The organism is Paenibacillus sp. 01T47 (genome assembly GCF_056398245.1).
This window is the reverse complement of sequence record NZ_JBFTPA010000010.1, coordinates 38,953-65,013: the sequence shown is the minus strand read 5'-3', so window position 1 is coordinate 65,013 and position 26,061 is coordinate 38,953. Positions and strand designations below refer to the sequence as shown.

The 26,061-nt window shown below is 43.8% G+C and carries 17 protein-coding genes; 13 read left to right on the top strand and 4 right to left on the bottom strand.

What is annotated here, in order from left to right; translation table 11 throughout:
* Positions 1–12: 12 nt before the first annotated feature.
* Positions 13–816, bottom strand: a complete 804-nt coding sequence (locus AC1DOV_RS20015; RefSeq protein WP_477550854.1) for a helix-turn-helix domain-containing protein — start codon at positions 814–816, stop codon at positions 13–15.
* A 375-nt stretch (positions 817–1,191) separates the two neighbouring features.
* On the opposite strand from AC1DOV_RS20015, the gene AC1DOV_RS20010 reads away from it, so the two are divergent.
* The 5 genes from AC1DOV_RS20010 to AC1DOV_RS19990 all read left to right on the top strand — a co-directional run bounded on the left by AC1DOV_RS20010 (position 1,192) and on the right by AC1DOV_RS19990 (position 7,325).
* A complete protein-coding gene (locus AC1DOV_RS20010) occupies positions 1,192–2,649 on the top strand; it encodes a sulfatase family protein (protein ID WP_477550853.1) in 1,458 nt (485 codons plus the stop codon).
* A 155-nt stretch (positions 2,650–2,804) separates the two neighbouring features.
* On the top strand, positions 2,805–3,779 hold the full coding sequence (locus tag AC1DOV_RS20005) for a formylglycine-generating enzyme family protein (protein WP_441879783.1): 975 nt from the start codon (positions 2,805–2,807) through the stop codon (positions 3,777–3,779).
* Positions 3,780–3,845: 66 nt separating this feature from the next.
* Positions 3,846–4,109 (top strand): hypothetical protein, encoded by a 264-nt coding sequence (locus AC1DOV_RS20000; RefSeq protein ID WP_477550852.1) that lies wholly within the window; start codon positions 3,846–3,848, stop codon positions 4,107–4,109.
* A 1,326-nt stretch (positions 4,110–5,435) separates the two neighbouring features.
* A complete protein-coding gene (locus AC1DOV_RS19995; RefSeq protein WP_441912466.1) occupies positions 5,436–6,305 on the top strand; it encodes a YitT family protein in 870 nt (289 codons plus the stop codon).
* A gap of 279 nt (positions 6,306–6,584) precedes the next feature.
* Positions 6,585–7,325, top strand: coding sequence for an S-layer homology domain-containing protein (locus AC1DOV_RS19990; protein WP_477550851.1), 741 nt, complete (start codon positions 6,585–6,587; stop codon positions 7,323–7,325).
* A 295-nt stretch (positions 7,326–7,620) separates the two neighbouring features.
* Here the strand turns inward: AC1DOV_RS19990 and AC1DOV_RS19985 are convergent, their stop codons facing one another.
* Positions 7,621–8,517, bottom strand: coding sequence for an AraC family transcriptional regulator (locus AC1DOV_RS19985; protein WP_477550850.1), 897 nt, complete (start codon positions 8,515–8,517; stop codon positions 7,621–7,623).
* A gap of 65 nt (positions 8,518–8,582) precedes the next feature.
* Complete coding sequence (locus AC1DOV_RS19980; RefSeq protein ID WP_477550849.1) at positions 8,583–9,443, bottom strand: helix-turn-helix domain-containing protein; 861 nt, start codon at positions 9,441–9,443, stop codon at positions 8,583–8,585.
* Positions 9,444–9,587: 144 nt separating this feature from the next.
* Between AC1DOV_RS19980 and AC1DOV_RS19975 the strand changes: the two genes are divergently transcribed.
* From AC1DOV_RS19975 to AC1DOV_RS19940, 8 genes are all read left to right on the top strand, one after another.
* Complete coding sequence (locus AC1DOV_RS19975; protein WP_477550848.1) at positions 9,588–11,342, top strand: DUF4091 domain-containing protein; 1,755 nt, start codon at positions 9,588–9,590, stop codon at positions 11,340–11,342.
* A 165-nt stretch (positions 11,343–11,507) separates the two neighbouring features.
* Positions 11,508–12,353: a sugar phosphate isomerase/epimerase family protein gene (locus AC1DOV_RS19970; protein ID WP_477550847.1), complete on the top strand. Its 846-nt coding sequence runs from the start codon at positions 11,508–11,510 to the stop codon at positions 12,351–12,353.
* A 10-nt stretch (positions 12,354–12,363) separates the two neighbouring features.
* Positions 12,364–13,365, top strand: a complete 1,002-nt coding sequence (locus AC1DOV_RS19965; RefSeq protein WP_477550846.1) for a hydroxyacid dehydrogenase — start codon at positions 12,364–12,366, stop codon at positions 13,363–13,365.
* A 416-nt stretch (positions 13,366–13,781) separates the two neighbouring features.
* On the top strand, positions 13,782–14,753 hold the full coding sequence (locus AC1DOV_RS19960) for an ABC transporter permease (RefSeq protein WP_441879696.1): 972 nt from the start codon (positions 13,782–13,784) through the stop codon (positions 14,751–14,753).
* A gap of 46 nt (positions 14,754–14,799) precedes the next feature.
* Positions 14,800–15,687, top strand: a complete 888-nt coding sequence (locus AC1DOV_RS19955) for a carbohydrate ABC transporter permease (RefSeq protein WP_441879694.1) — start codon at positions 14,800–14,802, stop codon at positions 15,685–15,687.
* A 75-nt stretch (positions 15,688–15,762) separates the two neighbouring features.
* Positions 15,763–17,340, top strand: a complete 1,578-nt coding sequence (locus AC1DOV_RS19950; RefSeq protein WP_477550845.1) for an extracellular solute-binding protein — start codon at positions 15,763–15,765, stop codon at positions 17,338–17,340.
* A gap of 258 nt (positions 17,341–17,598) precedes the next feature.
* On the top strand, positions 17,599–22,302 hold the full coding sequence (gene hepB, locus AC1DOV_RS19945) for a heparin/heparin-sulfate lyase HepB (RefSeq protein ID WP_477550844.1): 4,704 nt from the start codon (positions 17,599–17,601) through the stop codon (positions 22,300–22,302).
* A 102-nt stretch (positions 22,303–22,404) separates the two neighbouring features.
* A complete protein-coding gene (locus AC1DOV_RS19940; RefSeq protein WP_477550843.1) occupies positions 22,405–23,715 on the top strand; it encodes a carbon-nitrogen hydrolase family protein in 1,311 nt (436 codons plus the stop codon).
* Between the two features lie 109 nt (positions 23,716–23,824).
* Here the strand turns inward: AC1DOV_RS19940 and AC1DOV_RS19935 are convergent, their stop codons facing one another.
* Positions 23,825–25,828, bottom strand: coding sequence for an AraC family transcriptional regulator (locus AC1DOV_RS19935; RefSeq protein WP_477550842.1), 2,004 nt, complete (start codon positions 25,826–25,828; stop codon positions 23,825–23,827).
* Between the last annotated feature and the right edge of the window lie 233 nt (positions 25,829–26,061).

Sequence of the window (26,061 nt, the reverse complement as noted above, 5' to 3'; positions counted from 1 at the left end):
ATGGTACAGAGCTCAGGTGAACAACTGGGCCGCGTCCTGCTGGTTCCCGTAGGTCATGAAGTCTGTGGGTGACATCGAGGTGTATTTTTTGAATACCCGGAAAAAGTAAGAGGTGTCATAGTAGCCTAAATAGTTTGAGATATTGGAGATGGACATGTCGGAGTTCAACAACAGGTTACATGCTTCTATCACGCGCAATTGATGGATGTATTTGATCGGCGATTGTCCGATAACCTCTCGGAATACGGCGATCGTATAGTTCGGTGAACGCTGAATTAATCGTGCTAGATCCTTGATCTCAATCTGTTCGCGGTAGTGGTCTAGCAAATAGTGTTTTATCATATCGGCATATTTCGTTTTGATCGGTATAACCTCGGGCTTCTCTAGTTCTCTTGCGATGATGCCAATCAGCTCTTGCAGGATGCCGTGACAAATGAAGGTTCTAAAGTTCTCCCCCTGCCGCATTTCCTCATATAAACGTTCAAATCTTCTATGCAAGTACTGGAGCCTCCACAGCTTGAAATGTACAAATTTCTTATCGTGAAGAAAAGGAATGAATGGCATAGCATCAACTTCATAGTTGAAGATGATCGTAAACTTTTGGTGTGGGCCGGAAGGGTGATTTTCACCGGCGCGACGCGAGCCATGTGGAATAAACATAAAGTCTCCCCGTTCACCGGTATAATCTTCGTTTTCAATCCTATAAGTAACTTTGCCCTCCATGACAAGAACAAGCACATTGTAATTGATAACCTCGGAATGCGTACGCCAATTCGGGATGAAATCGTCAAAATGTACAGCTCTAATTGTCAGCATAAGCATCACCCGTTTAATGAAAATGGTTGCTTTTATTATAGCATTGATAATTATCATAATGTAAACGAAAACGTGTTGAAATCTTCAAGTTAGTGTTGAAATGTACATCTTCCGGAGATTATGTACATCGACAAAGAAAAGGGCTGACTCTTATACTGAAGATAATGCTTAAAGAAGGCGTTATCATTCTAGGGAAAAGGATAACGACATGAAAGCAAGGAAGTCACCGGGCGAATGAGAGCACGGCAAGCGGTACTGTTGCGGGAGATTAGGGCGAATTCTCAAAGCAGGTGATGCCAAGGGCTAATTACTTGCAGGGAGCTGCAGCAGTTGCAGGGACGAACGACTAATAATCGAAGTAAAGGAGATTGAACAATGCGAGTATTGCTGCTTGATCTTGATTCCACCAGACCTGACCATCTTGGTTGTTACGGGTACCATAGGAATACCTCCCCCCATATTGACCGGATCGCCGCCGAAGGAGTCCGTTTCGATAATTATTACACGTCCGATGCGCCGTGCTTCCCCTCTAGAACGGCGCTTATGACAGGGAGATTCGGCATTCATAACGGGGTTGTCGGTCACGGAGGGACAGCTGCGGATGTGCGCCATGAAGGCGAATCCCGCGATTTCCGAAGCAGGCTGGCCAGTGAAAGCTTCCCTTCGCTGTTCCGCAGCGCGGGGATGAAAACCTCACTTGTAAGCCCGTTCGGAGAAAGGCACACCGCCTGGACGTTCTATGCCGGCTTCAATGAAATTTACAATACGGGCAAGGGCGGCATGGAGTCGGCCGAGGAGGTGACGCCGGTCGTGCTCGAGTGGCTTGAGCGCAATGCCGAGCAGGATGATTGGATGCTTTACGTAAATTATTGGGACCCGCATACGCCATATCGTGCGCCGGAGGAATTCGGGAACCCGTTCAAGGACGATCCGCTCCCGGAGTGGATTACCGATGATATATTTGCAGCGCACCGAGAAAAGGTGGGACCGCACAGCGCGCACGAGATCAACATGTATAACAACCGTGTCTCGCCCCAATATCCCCGTCATCCCGGGGAGCTTGTGGATCGCAATGATCTCCGCCGTATGATTGACGGGTACGATTGCGGTGTGCGCCATATGGACGATAACATCGGTATGATTCTGAACGCGATGGAGAAGAAAGGCGTTCTGGACGATACCGTAATTATTATAACGGCTGATCACGGAGAGAATATGGGCGAGCTTGGCATCTACGGCGAACATGGTACGGCAGACCAAGCGACATGCCGGATCCCGATGATCATCCGCTGGCCGGGCTGCATAGCCGGTCATGTGGATAGAGGCCTTCACTACCATCTGGATTTGCCGCCGACGATGGCGGAGCTGTTGGGACTTCAGCAGGCGCCGAGCTGGGACGGCCGCAGTTATGCCGACTCGATACTGACGGGCGAAGATACGGGACGCGACAGCCTCATTATTTCGCAATGTGCACATGTGTGCCAGCGCAGCGTAAGGTTCGACGAATGGCTCTACATCCGCACCTACCACGATGGCTATCATTTGTTCGACAAAGAGATGTTGTTTCATATCAAGGATGACATTCATGAGCTGCATAACTTGGCTCCCGCCCGCCCTGACATATGCAGAGAGGCTGCATACCGCCTGCTCGACTGGCATGATCAGATGATGATGTCGATGGAGCACGATGTTGACCCGCTCTGGACCGTCATACGAGAAGGCGGGCCCTATCATGCCAAGGGCAATCTCAGCGAATATGCCGAAAGACTTATCGAGTCGGGCAGAGGACGTTACGTGGAGGAATTGAGAAAGAGACATCCACAAGAGAATTAGTAGTGAAAATGTTGAAAAAATTAATGTTTGAAGAAACGCCAGCAGTCCTTTTAAATCAATTTTCATGAGAGAGTTGTTCACTTCAGTGAAAAAAATGATTTAAAGGATTTCTGGTGGCTTTCATGTGTGTGGAGGGAGGCGAAGGAGTGGAACAAATGAAATCCTGCTGTGCGGCAAGCAGGCTGCAAGCGAACATTGAGCACAGTGTTATAGCGGTCCCAGCACCGTCACAAACTGCCGTTCCGGAGCCGGATCACATCGACTTGGATTGGGCTATCATACCAGGCGGTTCCTTCGAAATGGGAACAATGACTAGCGAAGGGTTTCCAAGCGATGGGGAAGGTCCGGTTCGGAGTGTGGAACTCGAAGCCTTCAAAATCTCGACTTGCCCCGTGACGAATGCGCAGTTTCGGGCATTCGTGGATGCAACCGGATATCGAACTGAAGCAGAAAGCTATGGATGGTCATATGTCTTCCATTTGCTGGTATCAGACGAAACGAACATCAGGGTTAAAAATGTACCTCGGCAAGTCCCCTGGTGGCTTGTCGTTGATGGAGCAAATTGGAACAACCCGGAAGGGCCGGATTCGAGTATTGAGGGTCGTATGGATCATCCGGTCGTTCATGTCTCTTGGAATGATGCCGCGGCGTTCTGCTCCTGGTTTGGGACAAGACTGCCGACGGAAGCGGAGTGGGAATATGCGGCACGAGGCGGTTTACAGGGCAGGACCTATCCTTGGGGGGACCTGCTCAAGCCGGACGGTAGGCATATGTGCAATATATGGCAGGGAAAGTTCCCAATTAAAAATAATGCAAGCGATGGTTATATCGGTACTGCTCCTGCTCAGTCGTTTGATCCGAACGGTTACGGACTGTATAATATGGCAGGAAATGTATGGGAATGGTGTGCGGATTGGTTCAGTCCTGCCTATCACCGTCAAACGTCTTCAGTGAATCCACGATACACACATGATACAGGCAAAAGGTCGATGAGAGGCGGCTCGTATCTGTGCCATCGCTCCTACTGCAACCGCTACAGGGTAGCGGCGAGAAGCGGCAATACACAAGACAGCTCAACGGGCAACATTGGCTTCCGCGTGGCCGCGGACCTAGTCCCTAAAGTAACTTAACGGCTATCGAAACGGCATAAATGGAGTATCTTAATACCTTCACGGTAACGGTGAATATTATGCCATGTGATCATGGAGTTTAAAATCACGATTAACCGGAGGATTTTTTGTCGTCGCTCTTGTGCTGAAGCGTTCGGCGCGCAGGCGAGCCTGCTGCGAATTTTCTCCAATAAATTAAATGATCAACTGGAAAATATCATACCTAATTACCAGAGGTTGGCGCTGGAGAATGAGAAGGATATCGATCTAATTCAGGGTTATTTTTTCAACTGTTGGAGCAATGGTCAAGGCATCATAATCGAGATGAAAGAAAGAGCCGCTTGCTACTGAAAAAAGTCAATGGATATATACAGCAAAACTACGACAAGGATATTTCGCTGACGCAAATGGCTGATTTTACGTATCATAGCGTTTCGAGATTTTGTGTGCTATTCAAAAAAATAGCGGAGATTCTTTCATCAACTATTTGAATATTTCCGAATCGAAAAAGCGAAGCTGCTGCTGCTGTATTCGGATCTGAAGGTGTATGAGGTCGCGGACATGTCGGCTTTACCTACTGCCTTTGAACCCTATCACAACAGTGGTAGGTGAGCCTATAACGTTGATCTGATGCATAGCGATTTGATTATTCGCAGTTTTCAATATTAGGGGTAAGTATTGAGTGTCTGCTGTTGTTCTTAGCTAGTTATTTGCATTAGGTTTATTCCATTTAAATTGCAAAAATCCGCTTATTTAAGCGGTTTATTTCTTTATGAAATAAATGGAATAACCCTGCATTAGTTAAGACCATGGGACATCGACTACTTCTAGTTGGCTGTGGAACCGTGCTCTCAATCACGGTTTTTTTACATTCTGCTCTAATTGTCAAGACTCTTTTGTTTTGACAATTGTTTGAATGGAGAAATCATGTTATCCGTTAGTCAATTCCCTATGGGGGCAGAAAATGAACGATATGTTCATTTCTGTCCTTTTTTTGTTTTAAAAATAATGAGAAAGTGGTTTAGATTGGTCGCCAAGGGTTGCGGAGGTATTAGCCAGAATCCATACCCGTAATATGCATAGAGGTCAAGAGATGCTGTGGCTCCCCCATGCTGACGGTCATTATTTATGGTGTTCCTCTATTTGCCTTCCAATCTGTTTCCTTGGTAAATGTCAAATAGCCCACTTATGATTTAAATAATCGGCACGCGCCGACATGGCGGGCATCCTTTCGAATGCGATGGGTCAGCATGGCAACTTAAACAATTTTTTATTTGTTAAAATAGGATGGCAAGTGCGCCGCGCTTGCGTACAAAACACACAACTGTAACCTCGTTAAGGTAAGACGAAGCCGTTCACCCAGAAAAAAATGTAGCTAGCACCTTGTACATCGCATTCAGTTAGAGAGGACGTAGAGATACGTCTTCTTTCCAAACGCATAGAGATGCCGAACTTACAGTCAGTTATTAGTCGCTTTACTTATGACAAATTGGGGGTCAACGTGGAAACAAAGGCAAGATGAATTAGGAGCGGTCTTGTTGCGGATTGAATAGGGTGGACGAGCCGCTATAGGAATGTAATAATTGACTTTAGGCGAATAGATATTTAAAATTTTAAAGGGAAAAATGTTTACATTTAGTGAAGTTAAAGAAACGAGAATAGGAAATGAGGTTTAAAATGAAGAAAGAGAATAAACAGACAGCAGTATTGGTCGCGGTGCTGCGAGGACTCATCGTTGTCATCGGTGCTTTTATTACGGCCTATGGCCTTGAGGCAGTATTAATTCCGAACAACGTATCGGACGGCGGCGTGACGGGTCTTAGCATCGTAGGGTCGAATCTATTCGGGTTGCCTTTGGGACTTCTCATTGCGATTCTGAATATACCGTTTGTATACTTAGGGTATAAACAGATTGGAAAAAGCTTCGCGATATATTCCGTGATCGGTATTGCTTCACTGGCCGTGGGTACCGTCGTTATGCACCATATTACTCCGATCGTAGAAGGTGATACGCTCCTCGTCACCGTTGTCGGAGGCATCATTATCGGTTTGGGGATGGGTCTTGCTCTTCGGAACGGCGGCGCGCTGGATGGCATTGATATGTTGGCGGTATTGCTTTCCCGGAAGCTTCCTTTCGGTACAAGCGATCTTATCTTATTCCTGAACGTATTCGTATTTATCGTCGTCTCGACCGTATTTGGCTTGCAGGGTGCTATATTATCGGGTATTGCTTATTTTATAGCTTCCAAGGTGATACATATCGTCGAAGAAGGCCTCAGCGGAGCTAAAACGTTTAAGATCATTACCAAGCATCCTGAAAGCATGATTGAAACGATTCGCGATCGCTTGGGTCGCGGCGCTACGTATAGTGTGGTGCAAGGCGGCTATTCAAATGAGCATTTTAAAGAAATCACATGCGTCATTAACCGTCTGGAAGAGCGGAAAATGAAAGAAATTATTCGTGAGATTGACGAAAATGCTTTCATCATGGTGTACGAGGTTGCTGAAGTAAAAGGTGGCAGCTTTAAGAAAAAGGACATCCACTAAAATATTTCAAAGGCGACATTATGGGAATGAGTTCGGTACTGTACCGAGCTCATTCCTTTTTATTTTGCCTTCACTAGCTCATCTCGAGTGCGGCGATAGCCTTAGCGCCCTTTTTTAATCTATCGTCCATAAAAAAATTTTTTAGTGTGAAAAATAATAGGCACTTCGATTGTATTACTAATGTAAGGGCGAGATCAGAAAGTCTTGTGAAAGTCCGGTCAATCCGAACAACGAATAGAATATTTGAATTTCAACTAAAAACTCTACGAGGTGAAAGAAATGAAAACAAAATTCAAAATGATTACTATGTCCACTATTACCGCATTATCATTAACCTTTGTAGGTCACAGCTACGCAGCTGCTAACCCTTTTTCGGATATAACGAATATCGCGGTAAAGGATAAAATTGTTGCCTTACAAGAACGAGGCTTAGTCCATGGTATTTCGGACGACTTATTTGCCCCGAATGACACCATCACAGCGGCACAAGGAATTCAGCTTATTGTTAATGCTGCGAATCTGAATCTAGATCTAGTAAGATTCCTTGTAGAACCTAAAGCTACGGATTACTTTAAAAACGCAGATAACGATGCTTGGTATGCGAATGCCTTAATTACGGCAAGCGTTAATGGAGTCGTACTGCCAGCCGATCTGAATCTTAACAAGAAATGGACGCGTGAAGAGTTTACTCACCAGCTTATTAGCACGATTGAAACGCATAGCAATCTTCCAATGATTAAGCTTGTTCCTGCCCAGATTAACGATAGCACGGATATAACCGTTGATTATGATGGATCCATCCAGCGCGCGCTAGCTTATAACGTAGTGAAATTAGATGAACAAGGGAACTTCCATCCTAAAGCTGAAATCTCTCGCGCTGAGGCAGCGGAACAAATCTACAATGTACTCGAATACATTAAGGCACATCCTGCACCATCGCCACAACCAGATCTAGAATCAGAAACAAACTCAAAAAGATCACCCTCGTCAACAAGTCCACAAATACCAGGAACAAAATAAGAGCTACAAAATCAGTTTTCTCAAAATAATAAAGCGATCTCCCTAATCATGGGGGATCGCTTATTTTTGAATGTAAGGAGTATTAACTTTTTTTAAAAAGTGAGTGTTCCTCTTTGGAGCTCGCTTCACGGAACGATTCTCCTCTTTGTAAGTGATAACAGAATTGATCAATGAGCAGGTTGACCTCTCCATCTAAAAACAAATAAATCTCGTAATTGTCATGAATATGAAAGTCTTTAGTAGGCGCTATGCTGGATGTTCCATGGCTGGCTAACTGACGGAAGCGAGCACTCAGCTAGAAATGATGCTTTCGAAAATCCCCCGGAGTAATTCCGGTTTGCTTTTTAAAGGTTCGATTGAAATGACTAATGTGATTATAACCGACTCGGTCAGCGATCTGGGTTACATTGAGGTCCGTCCCTCTGAGCAGCTCCATAGAGGCTTGAATCCGGATGGTCGACAGGAGCTCAATGTAGGATTTGCCTTTCACCAGCTTGAGCATATAGCTGAAATAAGATGGGGCCATCAAAGCCTTGGCGGCCAGCTCCTCCAAATGAAGATCCTCATTATAATGAGTCTCCATATAAGTGATGGCTTTATAGAAGGCTTCGCGATAAAGCGCCAGCTTTTGCGTTTCGTGCTGGCTCTGCGTTTGGGAATAACGTTTGTATTGTCTCCCGATTATTACGAGAAGCTTTAGCAATTCAGCCTTGATTGCCAGCTGATAGCCCTCCTCTTGTTCCTTCCACTCAGTGAGTATATCATTTAGCAAGCTTTCGACCACAGACTGCATGTGTGGAGGAAGTGCCAGCTTAGGCATAAGGTCGTTCTCGGATATAAGTGGTCTTATATAGGCGAAGTCTACAAAAGTTTGCATTTGCGCCAGATCACGAAAGCTCTCATTAATCGCATGGGGCATAAAATCAACCTGAATCATAATGAAATCGATCGCTTCACGGGTGCTAAGGCGATGCTCTTGAAAAGGGGGAATGGAGAAAAGATCTCCCTTTGTTAAGATATATTGCTGACCTGCAGCCCAATGAAGACAGCTGCCGGACAGTATATAGCAGAGCTGCAGGTGCTCATGGGCATGTAAGACTTGATTCATATTGGTTGGAGTCCTAATCTCGATCTTGAAAGGGAAATGATCATCGAGCAACTCTTTATAGAGATAGATTGGATAATCCGACATAATGACCTCCGTTGTTTTGTAAGTCTTTATATGGATCCGCTTTTCTAACTGGTGAGGCGACGAGATTAGTCCTCATGATTAAACCTCGCTAAATATTCTGTAGGTGTTTGATGATAATATTTTTTGAACATCCGACTGAAATAAAGCTGGTCTTGAAATCCCACTAGGCTTGAAATTTGCTGAATGTTTAAGCTGGTTTGCCGCATAAGATCGCAAGCCTTCTGTAATCTGAATTTAAGGATGTATTGCAGTGGAGTTGCTGCTGTAATGGTCTTGAATAGAGTTGTATAGCGATCGCTACTGAGGTGGGACATTTCGGCAAGATTCTTCACATAAATCTCTTCCGCATAGTGATTATGGATATATTTTATTGATTGATAGATCTCATCCCTGATCCTGGTAGATTTGATGGTATCTCCACAGTTAAGATGTCGTGAAATGATTGAAAACAAGTAGGAAAGCTTCGAAGAGGAAGCAAGCTCATAGCCCGCTTTTTTATCACGCAATTCGTCCATCATATCTCCGAACAGAGCGGCAATCTTGTCATCTTGCCCTATAAAACCACTGTTTTGTTCAGAAAGGCCTGCTTGATCAAGCAGTTCCTCAACCCCATAGCCAGTGAAATGCACCCAATAAGCTAAAAACTCTTTTTCAATACTATGACCGTAGTGCTGCTCTTCAAAAGGACGATACAAGAAAAAGCTCCCTGGCTGCAGGGTCACCTCTTGTCCTTTTATATATATTTTCATTGGACCTACAAGATTATAAGACAGGTAAAAGTCCTTGCGACCTGCCTTTCTGTGGGTCATGCGAGTAAACGATTCAAATGAATAATAACCCACTGAATTTATTATCAAATGATGGCTTAAATCGCTACAGCCTTGATCATCATCATCCGGCACTCTATATAAATTTGTAAACCTCATTCCCGCACCACTTTCATATTTGCTTGGTCATATCTTAACACAAATACGTGAAAAATCCATATTATCACGGAAAATATGTATACGGTTCCAGCCCCGTTCAAGGGTACACTTGACTGGTAAGAATAACGGAGAGGGGACATTGAAATGAATATTTTTTTGGGCTTAGAGTATGAGAGCTATAAATATGTGTTTGGGATCTTGAACAATTTCACATTGCCTTTTGACGAGAATAAAACAATTTCTCTGACGTGTGGCAGGAATGATCGGGCAGCTGTACAGCTCCTTGTTTATTCAGAGCAGGAAATGCTGGTTAGTATAAATGAGGAGGCTTGCTTCTATGAGCGGGGGCCAATTGAGATTGCACGAGTGAGTGTTGAGGTGCCGGGTTTAGAGCGGGGGCGAGTCAAAGCCAATCTTATTGGGCTTGTAGAGGATGACGATCGGCAATTGAAAGCAGATATGATTATGCAGCAATCCTCTATCTATGTCGAGAAAAGAAGAGTGCAGCCGGTATGGGTTGAGGTAGTGTTCGATCAGGATGTCGAGCCTGGTGTTTATACCCCGCAAATAAGTGTATATCAGCATAGCATGTTCGAGGATGAGAGGCTGATACGCACATTAACATTCGAGGTAAAGGTGATGGATGTCGAGCTGCGCAAGCCAGCAGACTATGAGTTTTATCTGGATTTGTGGCAGCATAATTCCAATATCGCTCGAAAATACGATGTGGAGCTTTGGAGTGATTCGCATTTTGCTATTATGGAAAGCTATATTTCCTCCTTAGCTGATCTTGGGCAAAAGGCCATTACCGTCATTGTCTCCGAAATCCCTTGGTCTGGACAGTCCTCCTGCTACGATCGGATTGATCCTGCGAATATGTTTGAATACAATATTGTAAAAGTGACCCAGTTAAAGAATCAAGAGTGGATATTCGATTTCAGTGCATTAAACAGATATGTTGAGTTGTGCATGAAATATGGAATTAAGCAAGAAATTGAAATATTCGGCTTACTGAATATTTGGGTGCTTGAGGATGCAGGTTATGGTGGCGTTATCAAAGACCATGGAGATGCCGTTCGAATCCGATATTACGAAGAGAGCAGTCATACTTATAAATATATGAAGGAGAAGCGGCAGTTTGAGCTTTACGTTGTTGCGTTGGAGAAAAACTTTATTGAAAAAGGCTGGATAAATATTGTAAGAGTCCTCGCAGATGAACCGGCGGATATCGCCGTTTTCACTCAGCGGCTAAATGGACTTAAAGCTATGGCACCTTCCTTCCAATATAAGGCAGCTGTTGGCCATGCTGATTTTATCGAGCAGGGCATAGAAGGAATGGTGGATTATGTACCTGTGATTGATTGTATGGCTCATGACTATGAGCAAATTATGAAGCTAAAGCAAGGAATAAAAGGTAAAATGCTTTACTATGTCGCCTGTATGCCACAATATCCCAATACGTTCATAACCTCTCATTTACTAGAGAGTAGACTCATTCCTTGGCTCGCTTGGTATTGGAATGTGGATGGCTTCTTACGCTGGAATTATACGGTATGGCCTAATGATCCCTTAAATCGAATCACCTATCATGGTCCGTTTTTTCCTGCTGGGGATACGAATTTTGTTTACCCAGGCCGCGATGGTAAGCCGATGCTAACGCTCCGTTATAAGCTGCTGCAAAAGGGAATTCGCGATTTTGAAATTATTAAAGTTTATATCGATCAAGGAGGGGATAGAGAAAAGCTGATGCAAAAAATGCAGAAGCTATTCTTATGGAGTGATATTAAGGAAGTACATCCGAATGCAAGGAAGAAAAGAGAAGAGCTATTCTCATTAGAAAATCATGAGTATGATCATATTATTGGAGAAATTCTCGAAGAAATGGCTGGCGGGCAATAGTTGATCAAATAGAAGAGGGTGTCTTAAAAGTCATTTATGATGATTTTTGGGACACCCTCTTCGCGGATTTGTGCAAAAGAAACGTGGAAAAGGGAAAGCATTAGCTAAAGAGCCATGCCACAATAAAGAGTAGCAAGCGATTTAACAAATAAGGAGGTAAGCAGTATGGAGCGTTTGGCATTCAGCACACTGCCTTGCGAGGGCTGGTCTATGGACGAAATGATTGCCTTGGCGCATACATGTGGCTTTAGCGGGATCGAACTCAGAGAAGGCGCGATGTGGGGAATTTCTACCGAGATGACTGCAAATGAGCGGACTGCGACGCTGCAGAAATTTGAGCAGGCTGACATCAGTATAACCAATATCGGCTCGGGTGTCTGTTTTACAGGCAATGCCGGGGATACGGAGCAATTCAATAGTTTTGTAAAGATCATTCAGCTTGCTAATGATTTGAAGGCTGGTGGAGTACGAATATTTCTTGGTTATTTCAATAACCGCAGAGACAGTTCGGTTCCAGCTATTCCATACCCTGAGCTTGTTGCTCAGATCAAGATGGCATGCGACTACGCAGCTGATTATGGTGTCCAGGTCTGGATTGAAACACATAATGAATTTGCAACTGGACGTTTGCTGCGCAAGCTGCTAGATGATGTGGATAGGCCGAATTGTGCGGTTATTTATGATATTATCCATCCGTTAGAGGAAGCTGAGCTGCCTTCAGACACAATTGCTTTACTCGGATCGCAGTGTGTTCACGTACACATAAAGGATGGCATTCCGTTTGATGATCCAATGGAGCTTAGCTGGAAATATACAAAAGTTGCTGAAGGGGAGGTGCCGATTGCTTCAATAATAGATCAGCTTGAGCAAGCAGGCTACAACGGCTATTACTCGCTGGAATGGGAAAGCACATGGCGGACGGAGCTGCAGGTTGCTGGTATGGAGCCTACAGTCATTTTTCCTGCCTATGTTGAATTTATGCGTGAGATTTTCCATACTCGAATGAAATGAGGAATGCTTCGTGAAAACATTAATTGCGATTGCTGATGCTGAGTTGCGTGAATTATTTTGGCAGGAGGCCACTATAAATAAGCTTTCCAGCTTTTCCGAGGTTGATTTTATTACAATGGGTGAGAAATTCACGAGTGATGACTTGGCTGAACGAATCGGTGATTACGATGCTTGTATTACAACATGGGGTTCACCGCTCTTTACCCCAGAGGTGCTTAAGCAAGCTGAGAAGCTGAAGTTTATCGGCCATGGAGCAGGCAGTGTTGCATCAATCGTCAATGAAGATGTGTTTAATACTTCGATTGCCGTGACATCGGCCAATACCGTGCTTGGGCTTTCGACTGCGGAGTGTGCAGTCTCGCTTATATTAGCTGGAGCGTGGAATCATATGGGGTTCAGCGCTATGCTCAAGCAGGGGCAGTGGAGCAACAACAGCCGTGATACAACGCTTGGTGTAACACGAAGAGTCATCGGTTTGATAGGCTACGGCGAAATTTCCAAACATGTGATTCGGATGCTGAAGCCCTTTCATGCAACAATCCTCCTAAACTCCAGCTACTGTTCACCAGAGGAAGCGGCCGCTCAAGGCGTCGAGCTTTGCGAGCTCAACGAGCTGTTCGAGCGAAGTGACATCGTTTCGATGCATAATACGTGGACACCTCGCACGCAAGGGATGATCGGCGCGGAGCAGCTGAAGAAGCTGCGCGACGGAGCACACTTCGTCAATACGGCACGTGGTCCTATCGTCAAGGAGCAGGCACTGGTGGAAGAACTCCGTACGGGACGTATTTATGCTGCCCTTGATGTTTACGATCATGAGCCGCTGGCTGCGAATCATGAGCTGCTGTCGATGCCGAATGTCCTCTGTTTACCGCACATTGGCGGATTCCACGGACTACTGAAGCGCGAGCTTTGCGATTTCATTGTCGATGAGCTGCACCGTTTTGTGCACGGGGAAACCTTAATCGGTAAAGTCACGCTTAGTCAATACCGCAGGCTGACTCCTTGGTGAGGTGATCTGGTGAATGACGAGGTTTAATATAAGAATAGAAGTAAGAAGCAAAAAACAGCCGATGATAAAAAATCGTCTGTTTTTTGTTGCTATAGCCTAGATTTCTTAACAGATTTTCCAGTGGCAGTCTGTATTCTGATTCATCAAATTTATCAAACTTTCATTAATTTTATGGTTTTCATACAAATGATGAAGGACTAAGAATAACAGCGATATTCATGTTCTAATCAATCAGATATTGTGAGGGAAAGGAGTGAGATTTCACATATGAACACAGTCAAACAGCCTTTGCATCGGTTAAATCAGAGATTGGTTGATGACATTGAACAGGCTGCATCATCGGGAAAAATGATCTATCATCAACCGGCTTACATGAAAGTTCAACTCAGGCTGGAGAATAGGAGCATAGTGCCAATATGAAACAATCCAATGGATCACCTTTACTAGCCGTTGCAGTTCCTAAGCATCCAGTGCCTCTCAGAGCAAAGAAGCTGAAGGACAGACTGTGGAGAGAACGTTATTTATTTCTATTACTAATGCCGGGTCTGCTTTATTTTATCGTATACCGATACATCCCGATGCTTGGCAATATCATTGCCTTTCAGGACTTTAGCCCGTTTCGCGGTTTTCTGAACAGTGAGTGGGTAGGGTTTCAGCATTTCAAGACGATATTCAGTGATCAGGAAGTTATACGAGTATTATGGAATACGCTTTTGTTATCCTTCTTACAAATTGGTTTTGCTTTTCCCGTTCCTATCATTCTGGCGATTATGCTAAATGAGATCAAAAATGAGCGGTATAAGCGTATCATACAGTCCATTGTGTATTTACCGCATTTCTTATCCTGGGTTGTCGTAATCGGAATTGTGACCATATTCCTCAAGAATGAGGGCATCGTTAACCGCATCCTTCACCCTCTGCTTGGCATAGAACCGATCTCATTCCTCCAACAACCTGGATGGTTCATGCCCTTGGTTATATTAGAAGTCATCTGGAAAGAGGCTGGTTGGGGAACGATTATATTCCTAGCCGCCCTGTCTGGTATTAATCCGAGCTTATATGAAGCAGCGGTTGTGGATGGAGCGAACAGATGGCGGCAGATCTGGCATATTACGTTGCCTGCATTACGCAGCACAATCGTCATTTTGTTTATCCTTCGTCTAGGCACTGTGCTCGATTCAGGCTTTGAACAGATCTTCCTGATGCTAAATCCTTTTACCATGGATGTTGGGAATGTGCTCGATACGTATGTATATTTCAAAGGTATTCAAAATGCGGACTTTAGCTTCGGAACGGCAGTTGGTTTATTTAAGAGTCTAATTGGATTAATTCTAATCCTTGTTGCGAACCGGTTAGCTAAGAAGTACGGAGAAGAAGGCGTGTTCTAATCGATTTTAATGTATTTACCGAAGATCAAAAGGTAGGTGTCGATCTATGATTAATCAGAAATCTATGTCAGGGCGATTGGTAGACATTATAAATATCATTTTGCTGGGCTTATTAGCATTAATAATGCTCTTCCCATTTTACTACATCTTTACTATCTCTTTCACTTCCTACGAGGAGTATAAGCTGAGCGAACTAATTCTATGGCCGGAAAAATGGGTTACCGATGCGTACACCTACATTCTGAATTCCAAAGAGTTTATTCATTCAATTGGTGTAACCATTTATGTGACTGCAGTTGGAAGCTTTGCCAATATCATTTTGACTGCAACGATGGCCTATGCTATAACTCGTAACATATGGGGACAGAAGGTATTTTTGTTTCTGGTACTCTTTACTTTTATATTCAATGCAGGAATGATTCCAACCTATTTGATCGTCAAAGCTACAGGTCTAATTAATAGCTATTGGGCCTTAATTATTCCTGGTGCCATTAATTCATTTAACCTGATTGTCATTCGCCAGTTCATACTGAGCATTCCGGGCGAATTAAACGAGGCTGCCTTAATTGACGGTGCGAATGACCTGCAGATTTTCACAAGAATCGTATTGCCATTATCCAAGCCAGCGCTTGCTGCTTTCGGATTGTTCTATGCAGTAGGACATTGGAACACCTATTTTAATGCGATCCTGTATTTGAATGAGCCTTCCAAATGGACTGTACAGGTTATATTGAGGCAAATTGTAATACTTAACGATACGACGAATTCTCTTGCTTCAGCTGCTCGAGATGCAGCGAGATCGGGCCACCTGCCACCTGGGGAAACGATTGGAATGGCGGCTATTTTATTAGCCACTCTGCCTATCTTAGTAGTATATCCCTTTCTGCAAAAGCATTTTGCGAAAGGGGTGATGCTCGGTTCCGTTAAAGGCTGATCGTTTCTAGATGGACAGAACCTGTAGGGCGTCGAAGGGAATAGGTAACAAATATACTAGGAGGGTTAATACAAAATGAAAAAGACACTCAAAATGGGGCTTGTTGTATGTTTGGCTGCAAGCTTGGCCGCATGTTCAACGGGTAATAAAAAGCCAGAATCTAGCACAACAACGACTGATTCACCCGCACCAAGCAGCGAAGCACCAAAGACGATCACCATTTCTTCTATAGAAGGGACATGGCAGATTCCATTGAGTGCTACAGGTGAAGGTCTGAAGAAGCTCAACGAGAAATTCAATGTGGAATACAAGCCGCAGTTTGTCCCCTATGATGAATATGGAACCAAATTGCCGGTTGTTATGGCTGCCGGAGATTTGACGGATATTATCGGAATGGAAAGTGCGGATGCCAACTTTTTTAAATGGGTGAAGCAAGGCGCTTTTCTTCCGCTGAATGACTATATTGACAAGTATCCGTCGCTAAAACTTGTACCGAAAAATGTATGGGATGCTGTTACCGTTGATGGCAAAATTTATGCGATTCCGCAATACTTCCCTGCGAAATATAGCAAGAAACCTGTGATTCGCCAAGACTGGCTGGATAATCTCAATCTTAAGATGCCGACAACCTATGATGAGTTGAAGGCAGTGGCGATTGCATTCACGAAGAATGACCCCGACAAGAATGGAAAAAACGATACTTACGGAATCGCATTATCCAAGCAAATCGTATATGGCGCTCAAATGGGTGCTAAGTGGGATACAGGATGGTATAACAAGAACGAGCAAGGGCAATTAATTCCAGGTATCATTTCTGAAGGGTTCAAGGAGCAGACTCAATTGCTCGCGGATTTGTATAAAGAAGGAGCGATTCACAAGGATTGGGCTGTCTCTAAAAATACGGATATCCGTGCAGACTTCTATGCTGGGAAATATGGGATATGGTATGAACAGCCTATGGGAGTTGACCAAGTTTTGTTCGAGAGTATGAAGGAACAGATGCCTTCGGCTGAGATTACCGTTATTCCGGCTTTTAAACAAGCGGATGGCGAGCAGGGGTTCACATCGCTTCCCGGTTATTATACGCTGACGATGTTGAATGCTAAGATTCAAAGCGATCCGGATAAAATTGATCGGATTTTGCAAATGCAAGATTACTTCCGCACATTCATACCTGTTGACAATCGTAACCCGCAAAATCCTGACTTCGACTGGTCAAACGGCGGCGAAGGCGTGGGTTATCAGATGGTGGATGGCGTTATGGCTTATGACGCAGCGTTATATGATAAACGGCCTAGCAGTTATTTTAGTGGTGTAGCAGGCTGGGCACCAAACGATGAAGCAAACGAGCCTGGGAAACAAGTGACCGATCCATTTATCCAGAGGTTCGTAAATTCAACTGTAGAATTGTTAAAGAATACTAAATTCTATATCAATCCTGTAGACCGCATTCATTCCGAAGTTCTCACGGCAAAAGAATCGGAGTTGAACCTGATTGCTCAGGAATGGCAAACGAAGATGATCGTGGGTCAGGAGCCTATTACTAACTGGAGCAAAATGGTCGACGAATATATGAAAAAGGGCGGTAAAGAAATGATTGACGATGTAAATAAAGTGTTAGATTCATCAGGTATTAAGGGAGAATGGAAATAAGCATTTAATGTGAAGAGAAAGGCCCGTACACGTTAAGATAGATCGTATGGGCCTTTGTAATAGCAACGTACATGCTTACTTAATAAACTGATAGCCTCTATCAACGAAGCACGTATTCATGATTAAATGTATACGCTTACAATAATATGTGATTACCTATTATCAATCGTTTTTTATTCAAGCCGAATCTAGCCATATATGGTATGCGAGGAGTAATGTCTAACAGCTTTTATTATTTTTTGAAAAGGGGTTAGTTAAATGTTCAAACTTAGGTGGCGGTCAAGCTTACAGCTTTTCTTGTCCTTTCTCATGGTTTTTTCCATTTCCAACGCTTTATTAAGCAATCAGGAGGTTCAAGCGGTTGCGGATTCATTAGCAATCGAAGCGGTAAACTTAGTGGCAAATCCAGGCTTTGAATCCGGAGATACGGGCTGGGATTTTTGGGATGCTGCCTCCTCCGTTGTTAGTAACAATTCCCACAGTGGTACGAACAGTGTAAGGGTAAATGCCGGAGATACAGGTTTTGCTCAGATGATTACCACGGGTGTTGAAGAGAATGAAACCTACTATTTTGAAGTCTATGGAAAGGTTGAAGGCGGACAAGAAGGTCTCATTTTTGTTACTTGCCGTGATATAAATAATCAGGAACTCCAGACAACTTCCATACCAAAATTCACAACTGCATCGACAGACTATAAGCTGCGATCTAAAACATTCACTGCTCCGCTGGGTACAGAGAAGATTGTCATCTGGACATGGACAAATAATACAACTGGTAATTATTACTTAGATGATTTTGTGCTAAGAAAACATAGCGGTACAATACCAATTGATAATCCATACCCGGCTCCTCCTGTGCTGCCGCCAGCCGAACATCCGCGCCTGTTCGTTAGGGCAAGTGATCTAGATGAAATTCGCAGTCACCTAGCGCAATCTGAAGTCAAGGATGCTTGGGAAAGGATGCTGGATGCTGCAAGGCAAAGCTATACCGGAATACTTTCAGCTCCAATTTCAGGAAAGAATAATATGAACGATGCCATTATGAAGACGATCCAAGCGAAGGCCCTGTTATATTTACTGCAAGCAGACGAAACAAACGGCCAGCAAGCCGTCAGCATGATGAGCAATTATTTGGACACAGTCGCCTTCCACCGTGACGATTATCGTCCAATGGGTGAAGTTATTACTTTGGGTTCCATTGTCTATGACTGGTGTTACCCGCTGATGAGCCCGGAACAGCGATCGCATTTCATTCAGCGCTTTGTGTCTATCGCCGAAGGCATGGAGATTGGCTTTCCTCCGATTGAACAAGGAGCTGTAGTCGGACATGGCAGCGAAGCGCAGCTGATGCGTGATCAGTTAAGTGTTGGTATTGCGGTTTATGACGAGAATCCAGCTATATATAACATAGTAGCTGGACGGTTCTTCGCTGAGTATGTGAAGCCGCGTAATTATGTATACGCTTCTAATGCTCAGCATCAGGGTGATTCCTATGGACCTTATCGCTATCAATGGGATGTGTTTGCCTCATGGATATTCAAGCGGATGGGTGCTGGCAATGTATTTAATTCCGATCAACAGATGACCCCCTATGAATGGATTTATGCACGTCGTCCCGATGGGCAGCTCATGCGTAACGGTGACACCTTTCAATCGCAACGGCCACTTGGAGAATATTGGTCCGAGCCAATGCCTAATATGCTGCCTGCCAGCTACTATAATGATCCTTATTTGAAGCATGAATTTCTTAGGCAAGATAGCTACAACAAATCATCCAAGGATGATCTTTGGCTTATATTATTTGATGACCCTCAGCTAGCGACAATGAATGAACAAACGTTTCCGCTCACCAAATATTTTCCCGAACCTTCTGGTCAGATGACTGCTCGTACGAGCTGGACAGGCGGCATACAGTCTTCTACCGTCGTTGCGACGATGAAGGTTGGCACCACCTTATTCACGAACCACCAGCATATGGATGCTGGACAATTCCAGCTGTATTACAAAGGCGGTTTGGCCATTGATTCGGGTATTTATGAAGGTGTGAATGGGGGATACTTTGAACCCCACGATCTTAATTACAATAAACGTACGATTGCCCATAATACGATGTTAGTCTATGACCCTGACGAAACGTTCCCGGCAGGTTCGAATGATGGCGGTCAGCGCTTTCTATATGAAGAACCTGCTACGATGACAGATTTGCTTAATCCCTCGAATAATTATGAAGTTGCTGACGTCGTCAAACATCAGTTTGGTCCGGATGCAATTACACCGGATTACAGCTACATCAAGGGAGATCTGACTAAGGCTTATACGTCCAAAATGGAGGATTTTAAACGTTCTTTTGTGTTTCTTAACTTGAAGAATGATGAACATCCCGCTGCATTGATTGTATTCGATAAGGTAACTTCTGCGGATGCTAGCTTCAAGAAAACTTGGTTGCTGCATAGCGAGAACGAACCTGATATATCCGGCGATACAGTCACCCTTGAACGAACAGAGAATGGCTATAATGGCAAATTGGTCAATCGCACTTTACTGCCGGCTAGCAATAATGCTGAAATCACCAAGATTGGTGGACCAGGCAAAGAATTTATTGTCGATGGCGTCAATTATCCGCAAGAATCCTGGTCCGAGGATAGCACAGAAGCGGGTTCCTGGCGCGTGGAAGTTTCTCCGAAGGATAACGCCGAGACAGATGTCTTCTTAAATGTTATGCAAGTGATGGATGCTGTTAACGGACCTCAGCCGCTCGCTACGGAATCGATCGTTTCGAATGAGATGGTTGGTGTAAAGATTGAAGATCGGGCTGTGCTTTTTTCTAAAACGGGTGTTGATATAACGAACACAGCGAGCTTCGAACTGCCAGTATCGAACAAAGATGTCCGTGTATTGATAACTGATCTAAGCACTGGCTATTGGACGGTAACTAAAGCTGGGGAAACATCTTCAGTCGAATATGAAGTAACGCCTGATGAGGGTACGTTATATTTTGCAGCTGATACCGGAGGTACGTATACCTTACACCATTCTCCTACAAGAACTTTATCCGTACCAGTAGCGCTTGCAACATTACCGGTACAAGAGGAGAAGGATGCCGTCGTTATGCAAGTTAATGGTGTTGACTTCGCTTTTAATTCAGAGCTGGGCTTAAGTGACGGTCAGGTAATCATTCCTTATGAACGGCTGGCTGCAGAGCTTGGTCTGACAACCAATCTGCAAGGATCGACTTTGACAATGAGTCGCCAAGGAACAACGGTAGTGATGACCATTACTAGCAACGCGATCACCATTAATGGTCAACCCGCAACCCTGCAAACACCGGTAACCCTAAGAAATGGAGTCATTTATATTCCTCTTGATGTCGCCTCTATAGCCAAATGGGCGATGGTCAAGTGGGATGAATTTTCCCGAAAAGCGAAAGTGTCATCGATTCAACCGCTGACCGAATATAAAGTAGTCGAAATTGATTCCAGTACGACTGCAGCGGTTGCCATACAAGCAGCTGATGGAGATCTGAATACCGTATGGACAGAAAGTGTACCGGGCGCCTACTTGGTCTATGATCTTGGGGAAACTCGAAAGTTCAATCAAATTGATCTCGCTTGGCTCAATGGGCAGGATCGTTACTATCAATATCAGCTGTTGACATCACCAGATGGCAGCGATTGGACATCCATATACACTGGCGAGAGTTTTGGAAGCGATGATACCTATGAATCGACGTATTTTGCACCTGTATCTGCCAGATTCGTTAAACTAATTGGGAACGGATATCGCTCAGATCTGGGAGGCAGCAGCGAAGTATCGCTCAAAGAGATGCGCATTGCTACGCCATATTATAAGGTTGAAGCTGTAAGGTCCTCTAGAGGCAAGGGAGAAGAGGTTATTGACGGCAATTTGGGAACGATGTGGACGGGCGAAGACAAGGGGGCATGGATCGAATTTGATCTGGGCGCATCCTACATGGTGGCAGGACTAGGTAGTTCCTGGTACGAAGGAGAAAAGCATTATTTCGATGTGTTGGTCTCAGATGATCAAAAGCAATGGACGACTGTGTTCCAAGGCTATAACAGCGGAACCACGAGAGGCTTGGAGGATATCTTCTTTACACCGATCGGAGCAAGGTATGTTCGGGTAGTTGGGATAGGTAATTGGAATTCAATATGGGAAGCAGTCTTGCACAAACCGACAGCAACACCAACACCAACAGCAACACCGACAGCAACACCGACGGCAACGCCCACAGCAACGCCGACAGCAACGCCGATAGCGATACCAACTTCTACGCCAACACCAACGGCAACGCCGACAGCAACATCGGCGCCAACGCCAACGGGTTTGCCGTTCTACAACGAAAAGGTAAGTCTAGAAGTGGTTAAGGCGTTAGCGGAAAAGGCGAATTCTGTACAGTCCGTTACATTCAAGGATGTACCTAAGGGTGCTTCATTTGGAAAAGCAGTCGAGCTTGCAACTAAGCTTGGAATCGTAAAGGGGGATGCAGACGGTTTGTTCCGTGCTAACGCATCTGTAACTAGGGCAGAATTTGCTGCTATGTTAGTAAGGGCACTTGGTTTAGAAGGCACAGGCAGCTCAAACTATAAAGATGCCCAGGGGCATTGGGCAGAAAACGAAATCATGACACTAAAATCAAGCGGTATTATTAACGGTTATGTGGACGGTACATTTAAGCCGAATCAAAGCATCACTAGAGCAGAAATGGTTTCCATGCTTTCCAAAGTATTAAATACGACCTCAATTCCAAAGCCATCTAAGTTCAATGATGTTTCTGGCAGCTGGGCGGAGAATGCAATTGATGCATTATTCGAAAGGGGTATCGTGATGGGTAATGCTGACGGGTCATTCAAGCCTCAAGCTAATGCTACCCGACTAGAGTCCCTGCTAATGATCATGCGTATGCTTAATATTAGTCTTGGTTTATCGCTTGATATAGAATAGTAATTTCTTAATTATGCTACAGATGCGGTAGGTACTGATAAAACAGTGGCTACCGCATCGTCCCACAAGAATCTGTCCTACTTCATTTAGAGGGAGCTGCAAATGAAAACAAGTAAGCAAGATAACAACCTAATGCCTCCATTTTCTTCTGAAAAATGGAAGTCGTGGACACCTAGACCGGAAATAGCGCCGATATTTGATAGAAGATTAGAAAATAAGGAGACGTTGCTTGTCATATCTTCTTTAGACTCCTTTCATGCTTACGGTGCTTGGAATTGTGAAATCAATGACGTACTTGAGGGTACTTCTTATGAAATCATGGCTGAATATGAAACGAAGCAGATCGATTATGAATCTGTATCCGTAAATATGATTGTGACTTGGATGGATAAATCAGGAAAGTGGTTGGGAAGAGAATATGTGGATACTTACGAGGATACGGAGGATGGTCCTACAAAACTAAAGAAGAGATTGGATTCCCCAGCAGGCTCAGGAGCGGTGAAGATTGAGCTTGAATTTCGTTGGTCAAAAGGCAGCTCCGTTACTTTCAGGCAAGCATCACTTAATCTGGTTGAGCCAGCTAGGTCACGTAAGGTTAAGCTGGTGACTACCTATGTGAATCCATATGGCGAGCATAGATCGGATCTTTCCGCGAATTTACAGGAACTGCTGGATACGCTTGAGCTTGCAGGACACGAACAACCAGATTTGGTTTGTCTATCTGAGACCTTATATGATCGCTCTTCTGGTTATAGCGTACAGGAGATTGCACAACCCCTTGATGGTGAATTAGTGAAAGCCATTTGTCAAAAAGCGAAAGAAATCCGTTCATATGTTGTATTTAATCTTTATGAAAAGGATGGGCTATGCTTTTATAATACAAGCCTATTAATTAATCGCAGCGGAGAAGTTGCTGGTATATATCGCAAGGTTCATCTTCCCTTGTTTGAGGCCCAGGACGGTGTAACACCAGGAAGTGATTATCCGGTTTTCGATACGGATTTCGGTAGGATTGGCCTTTTGATTTGTTGGGATCAGAGTTTTGTGGAGTCTGCTCGGTGTCTTAGGATGAAAGGCACGGAAATTCTCTGTATTTCTACGGCAGGTGAAGCGAAAATCCAACAAATCGCTCGTGCGGTTGATAATGGCATGTATGTCGTAGTTGCTGGAATTAATGGTGATATAATAGATGGCGGCTTTGGCAATTGGATCGGTGACCCAGGGAGTAAGCCAAGCCGAATTATTAACCCTAATGGAGAAATTTTAGGTGAAATCGGTCCAGAAGATTCTAAAGTGTTAGGCCTGGAAATCGATTTAAATGCTAAATTCATGGAGTATTGGATGTCGGTAGGGCCAACTTTTGGTGATAAACGCAACTTGTTTGCTCGTGAAAGGAGACCGGATACTTATTAGAATCGTCAGCTATTAATGGCGAGTGGAAACAAATATTAATAGCGTATAACAAAAGTCCGCACACGAGAGCTTGACGGTGTACGGGCTTTTGTATTGCTTTTTTAAACGCTTAATGCAACTTGCTTTTACGGAATTCGCTTGGGGTGAAGCCTGTGAGCTTTTTAAACATACGATTGAAGGAATTAATGTTCTGGTAGCCTGCGGACTGCGCAGCATCTTGGATACGAATGTCTGGCTTAAGCAGCAATACTTTGGCTTTATTGATTCGAACTGAATTTACATAATCTACAAAGTAATCGCCCGTTTTTTCTTTAAAATACGTAGACAAGTAGCTGCGAGAGATATTAAGCTTATCCGCTATAGCATCCAAAGTAATTTCCTTGTCATAGTTTTTTTCAAGGTATTCATAAACGAAGTCAATAATATGGTCTCGCTTATCTTTGAGCTCCTTAACAAGAAAAGCGGAGCTCTGAATCATCGAGGACATTATGGTGTCAAGCTGCTCATAGGTGTAACAAATTTGTAATTCAGTGAGAGCATGGCGCACGGTAGCAGGGTCGATATTGCGCTGCTGAAGAATCTTCTGTGTTCGATGCATGATCGATTCGGCGAATTGAAGGACACTCAATGCACTTTCATTGCGCTTTTTCATTCTTCCAAGCACTCGTCTTACCAGTTGGATCACATCGGTGTCATTTCCGCTGTAAAGATTCGCATCTAGTTCTTCTTCTTGAGCTTGTGATAATTGAATATCCTCGTCTTGCCGCTCTATATCGACAACAATTTGAGTCTCATCATCGAACTTTCTCTTTTTAAGCTGCTCTAGGCCGGTTTGATAAGCCTCATTCCAATCCTCTATGCCACCTGAAGCTGTAATCGTCAGGAAGCAATATTTTCTCTCGGCTTCTAGCACATGATTGATTTGTTCAAGTGTAAGCCTTATGTTCGGATCGGTCATCTCTGTGAATACAATCGATAGGATTTGATCTTTCTCCATTTGGAAGGTTAGGGAGTCAGGGTAGGTCTCCATAATAATTCGATTGACATATTCTCTGATGAAAGAAGTTGCTCGCTCCTCATCTACCTCTATACGATACAGCATAGACTTGTAACTTACCTTGAATAAAAGCAGCACAAATGGACGATTCGATGGAACCCAAGGGGAGCTATCTCCATTCTGATGACGAATCTTCTTCAGTTTATTGGAATAAGCGTAATATTGAAGCAGTGACTCCTTCTCAGACATATCCTGATGAATATCGCGGCTCGTTTTCAAAATATCACTTATTTTGTTATGAATAATATTGAATTCCTTGATTCCACTTATCGAAGGCTGAGTGGTGTTCCACTTCTGCATAGCATCAATAATCTGTTTAACGGGTGTATTGATGCGTACGCTAAGCAGGAAGGAGGCAATCACGCTAATGGCAATAGTAAGGATGAGTAATAATACGAATGAGAAATTCCAGCGAATCTGACTCGAGATCGTTGTATCTGGAACCACATGAATATAGGTTAAGCCACTTTCACCTTTCATGTAGAAGTAGTAGATGCTATCTTGAATGACATAACCTGACTGATCTGTGAACTTAGGTAAAGAGACTTGCTCAGACCTTGAAGAGGTATACAATTGCTGATTGTGATCATTCAAAATATAAAATTTGTCATTAATCGTCTGGCCAAGTTCAGAGTAAATCATGTCTGCATCGGCCATAGCGATTAAATAAAAGTTCGGGAGCTGGTCATTTTTGACGATGATTGGAAGCAACATTCGTTCTCCTGCTCGGTGATTAGAAACAATCTCAGCAAACGAAGATGCAGGAAGTACTTGGAACTTGTAAGGCTGTGTAAACTGATCGTTCCAAAATGAGGCGCTGTAATCTTGACTGTTGTAATAGCGTTCAAACATGACATCCACATCAGCTCCTCGGCCTTTTTCAAGAACAAATCCGGATTCTTTATACATCATAATAATATTTTCTAAGTGTAATAATCGATTTGATAAAAAAAAGTTGAGCTTCTGCATCGTGGAAGCCGCATTTACGTAATCAATAGATTTCTCTTGTGTCCCCTGCATATCTAGAGAAAAAGTTAGAACTGAGCTATGAATCATTGCAATAAGGTTCTCATAATTTTCAGTTGTTTTTTGCATGCTGAGCGTATTGTATTTAATAATTTCATCTTTAATACTCCCCCTGTAGAAGACAACGGAAAATAAAATGAACGATACCAATAGAGAAATAATAATTAAAAAGCTGACTAGTAATCTAATGAATAAAGAGGATGTCTTATCTTTGAGCCTGAGTCGGGACAACATTCCCTTTGGGGACTTAATAACTGACATAT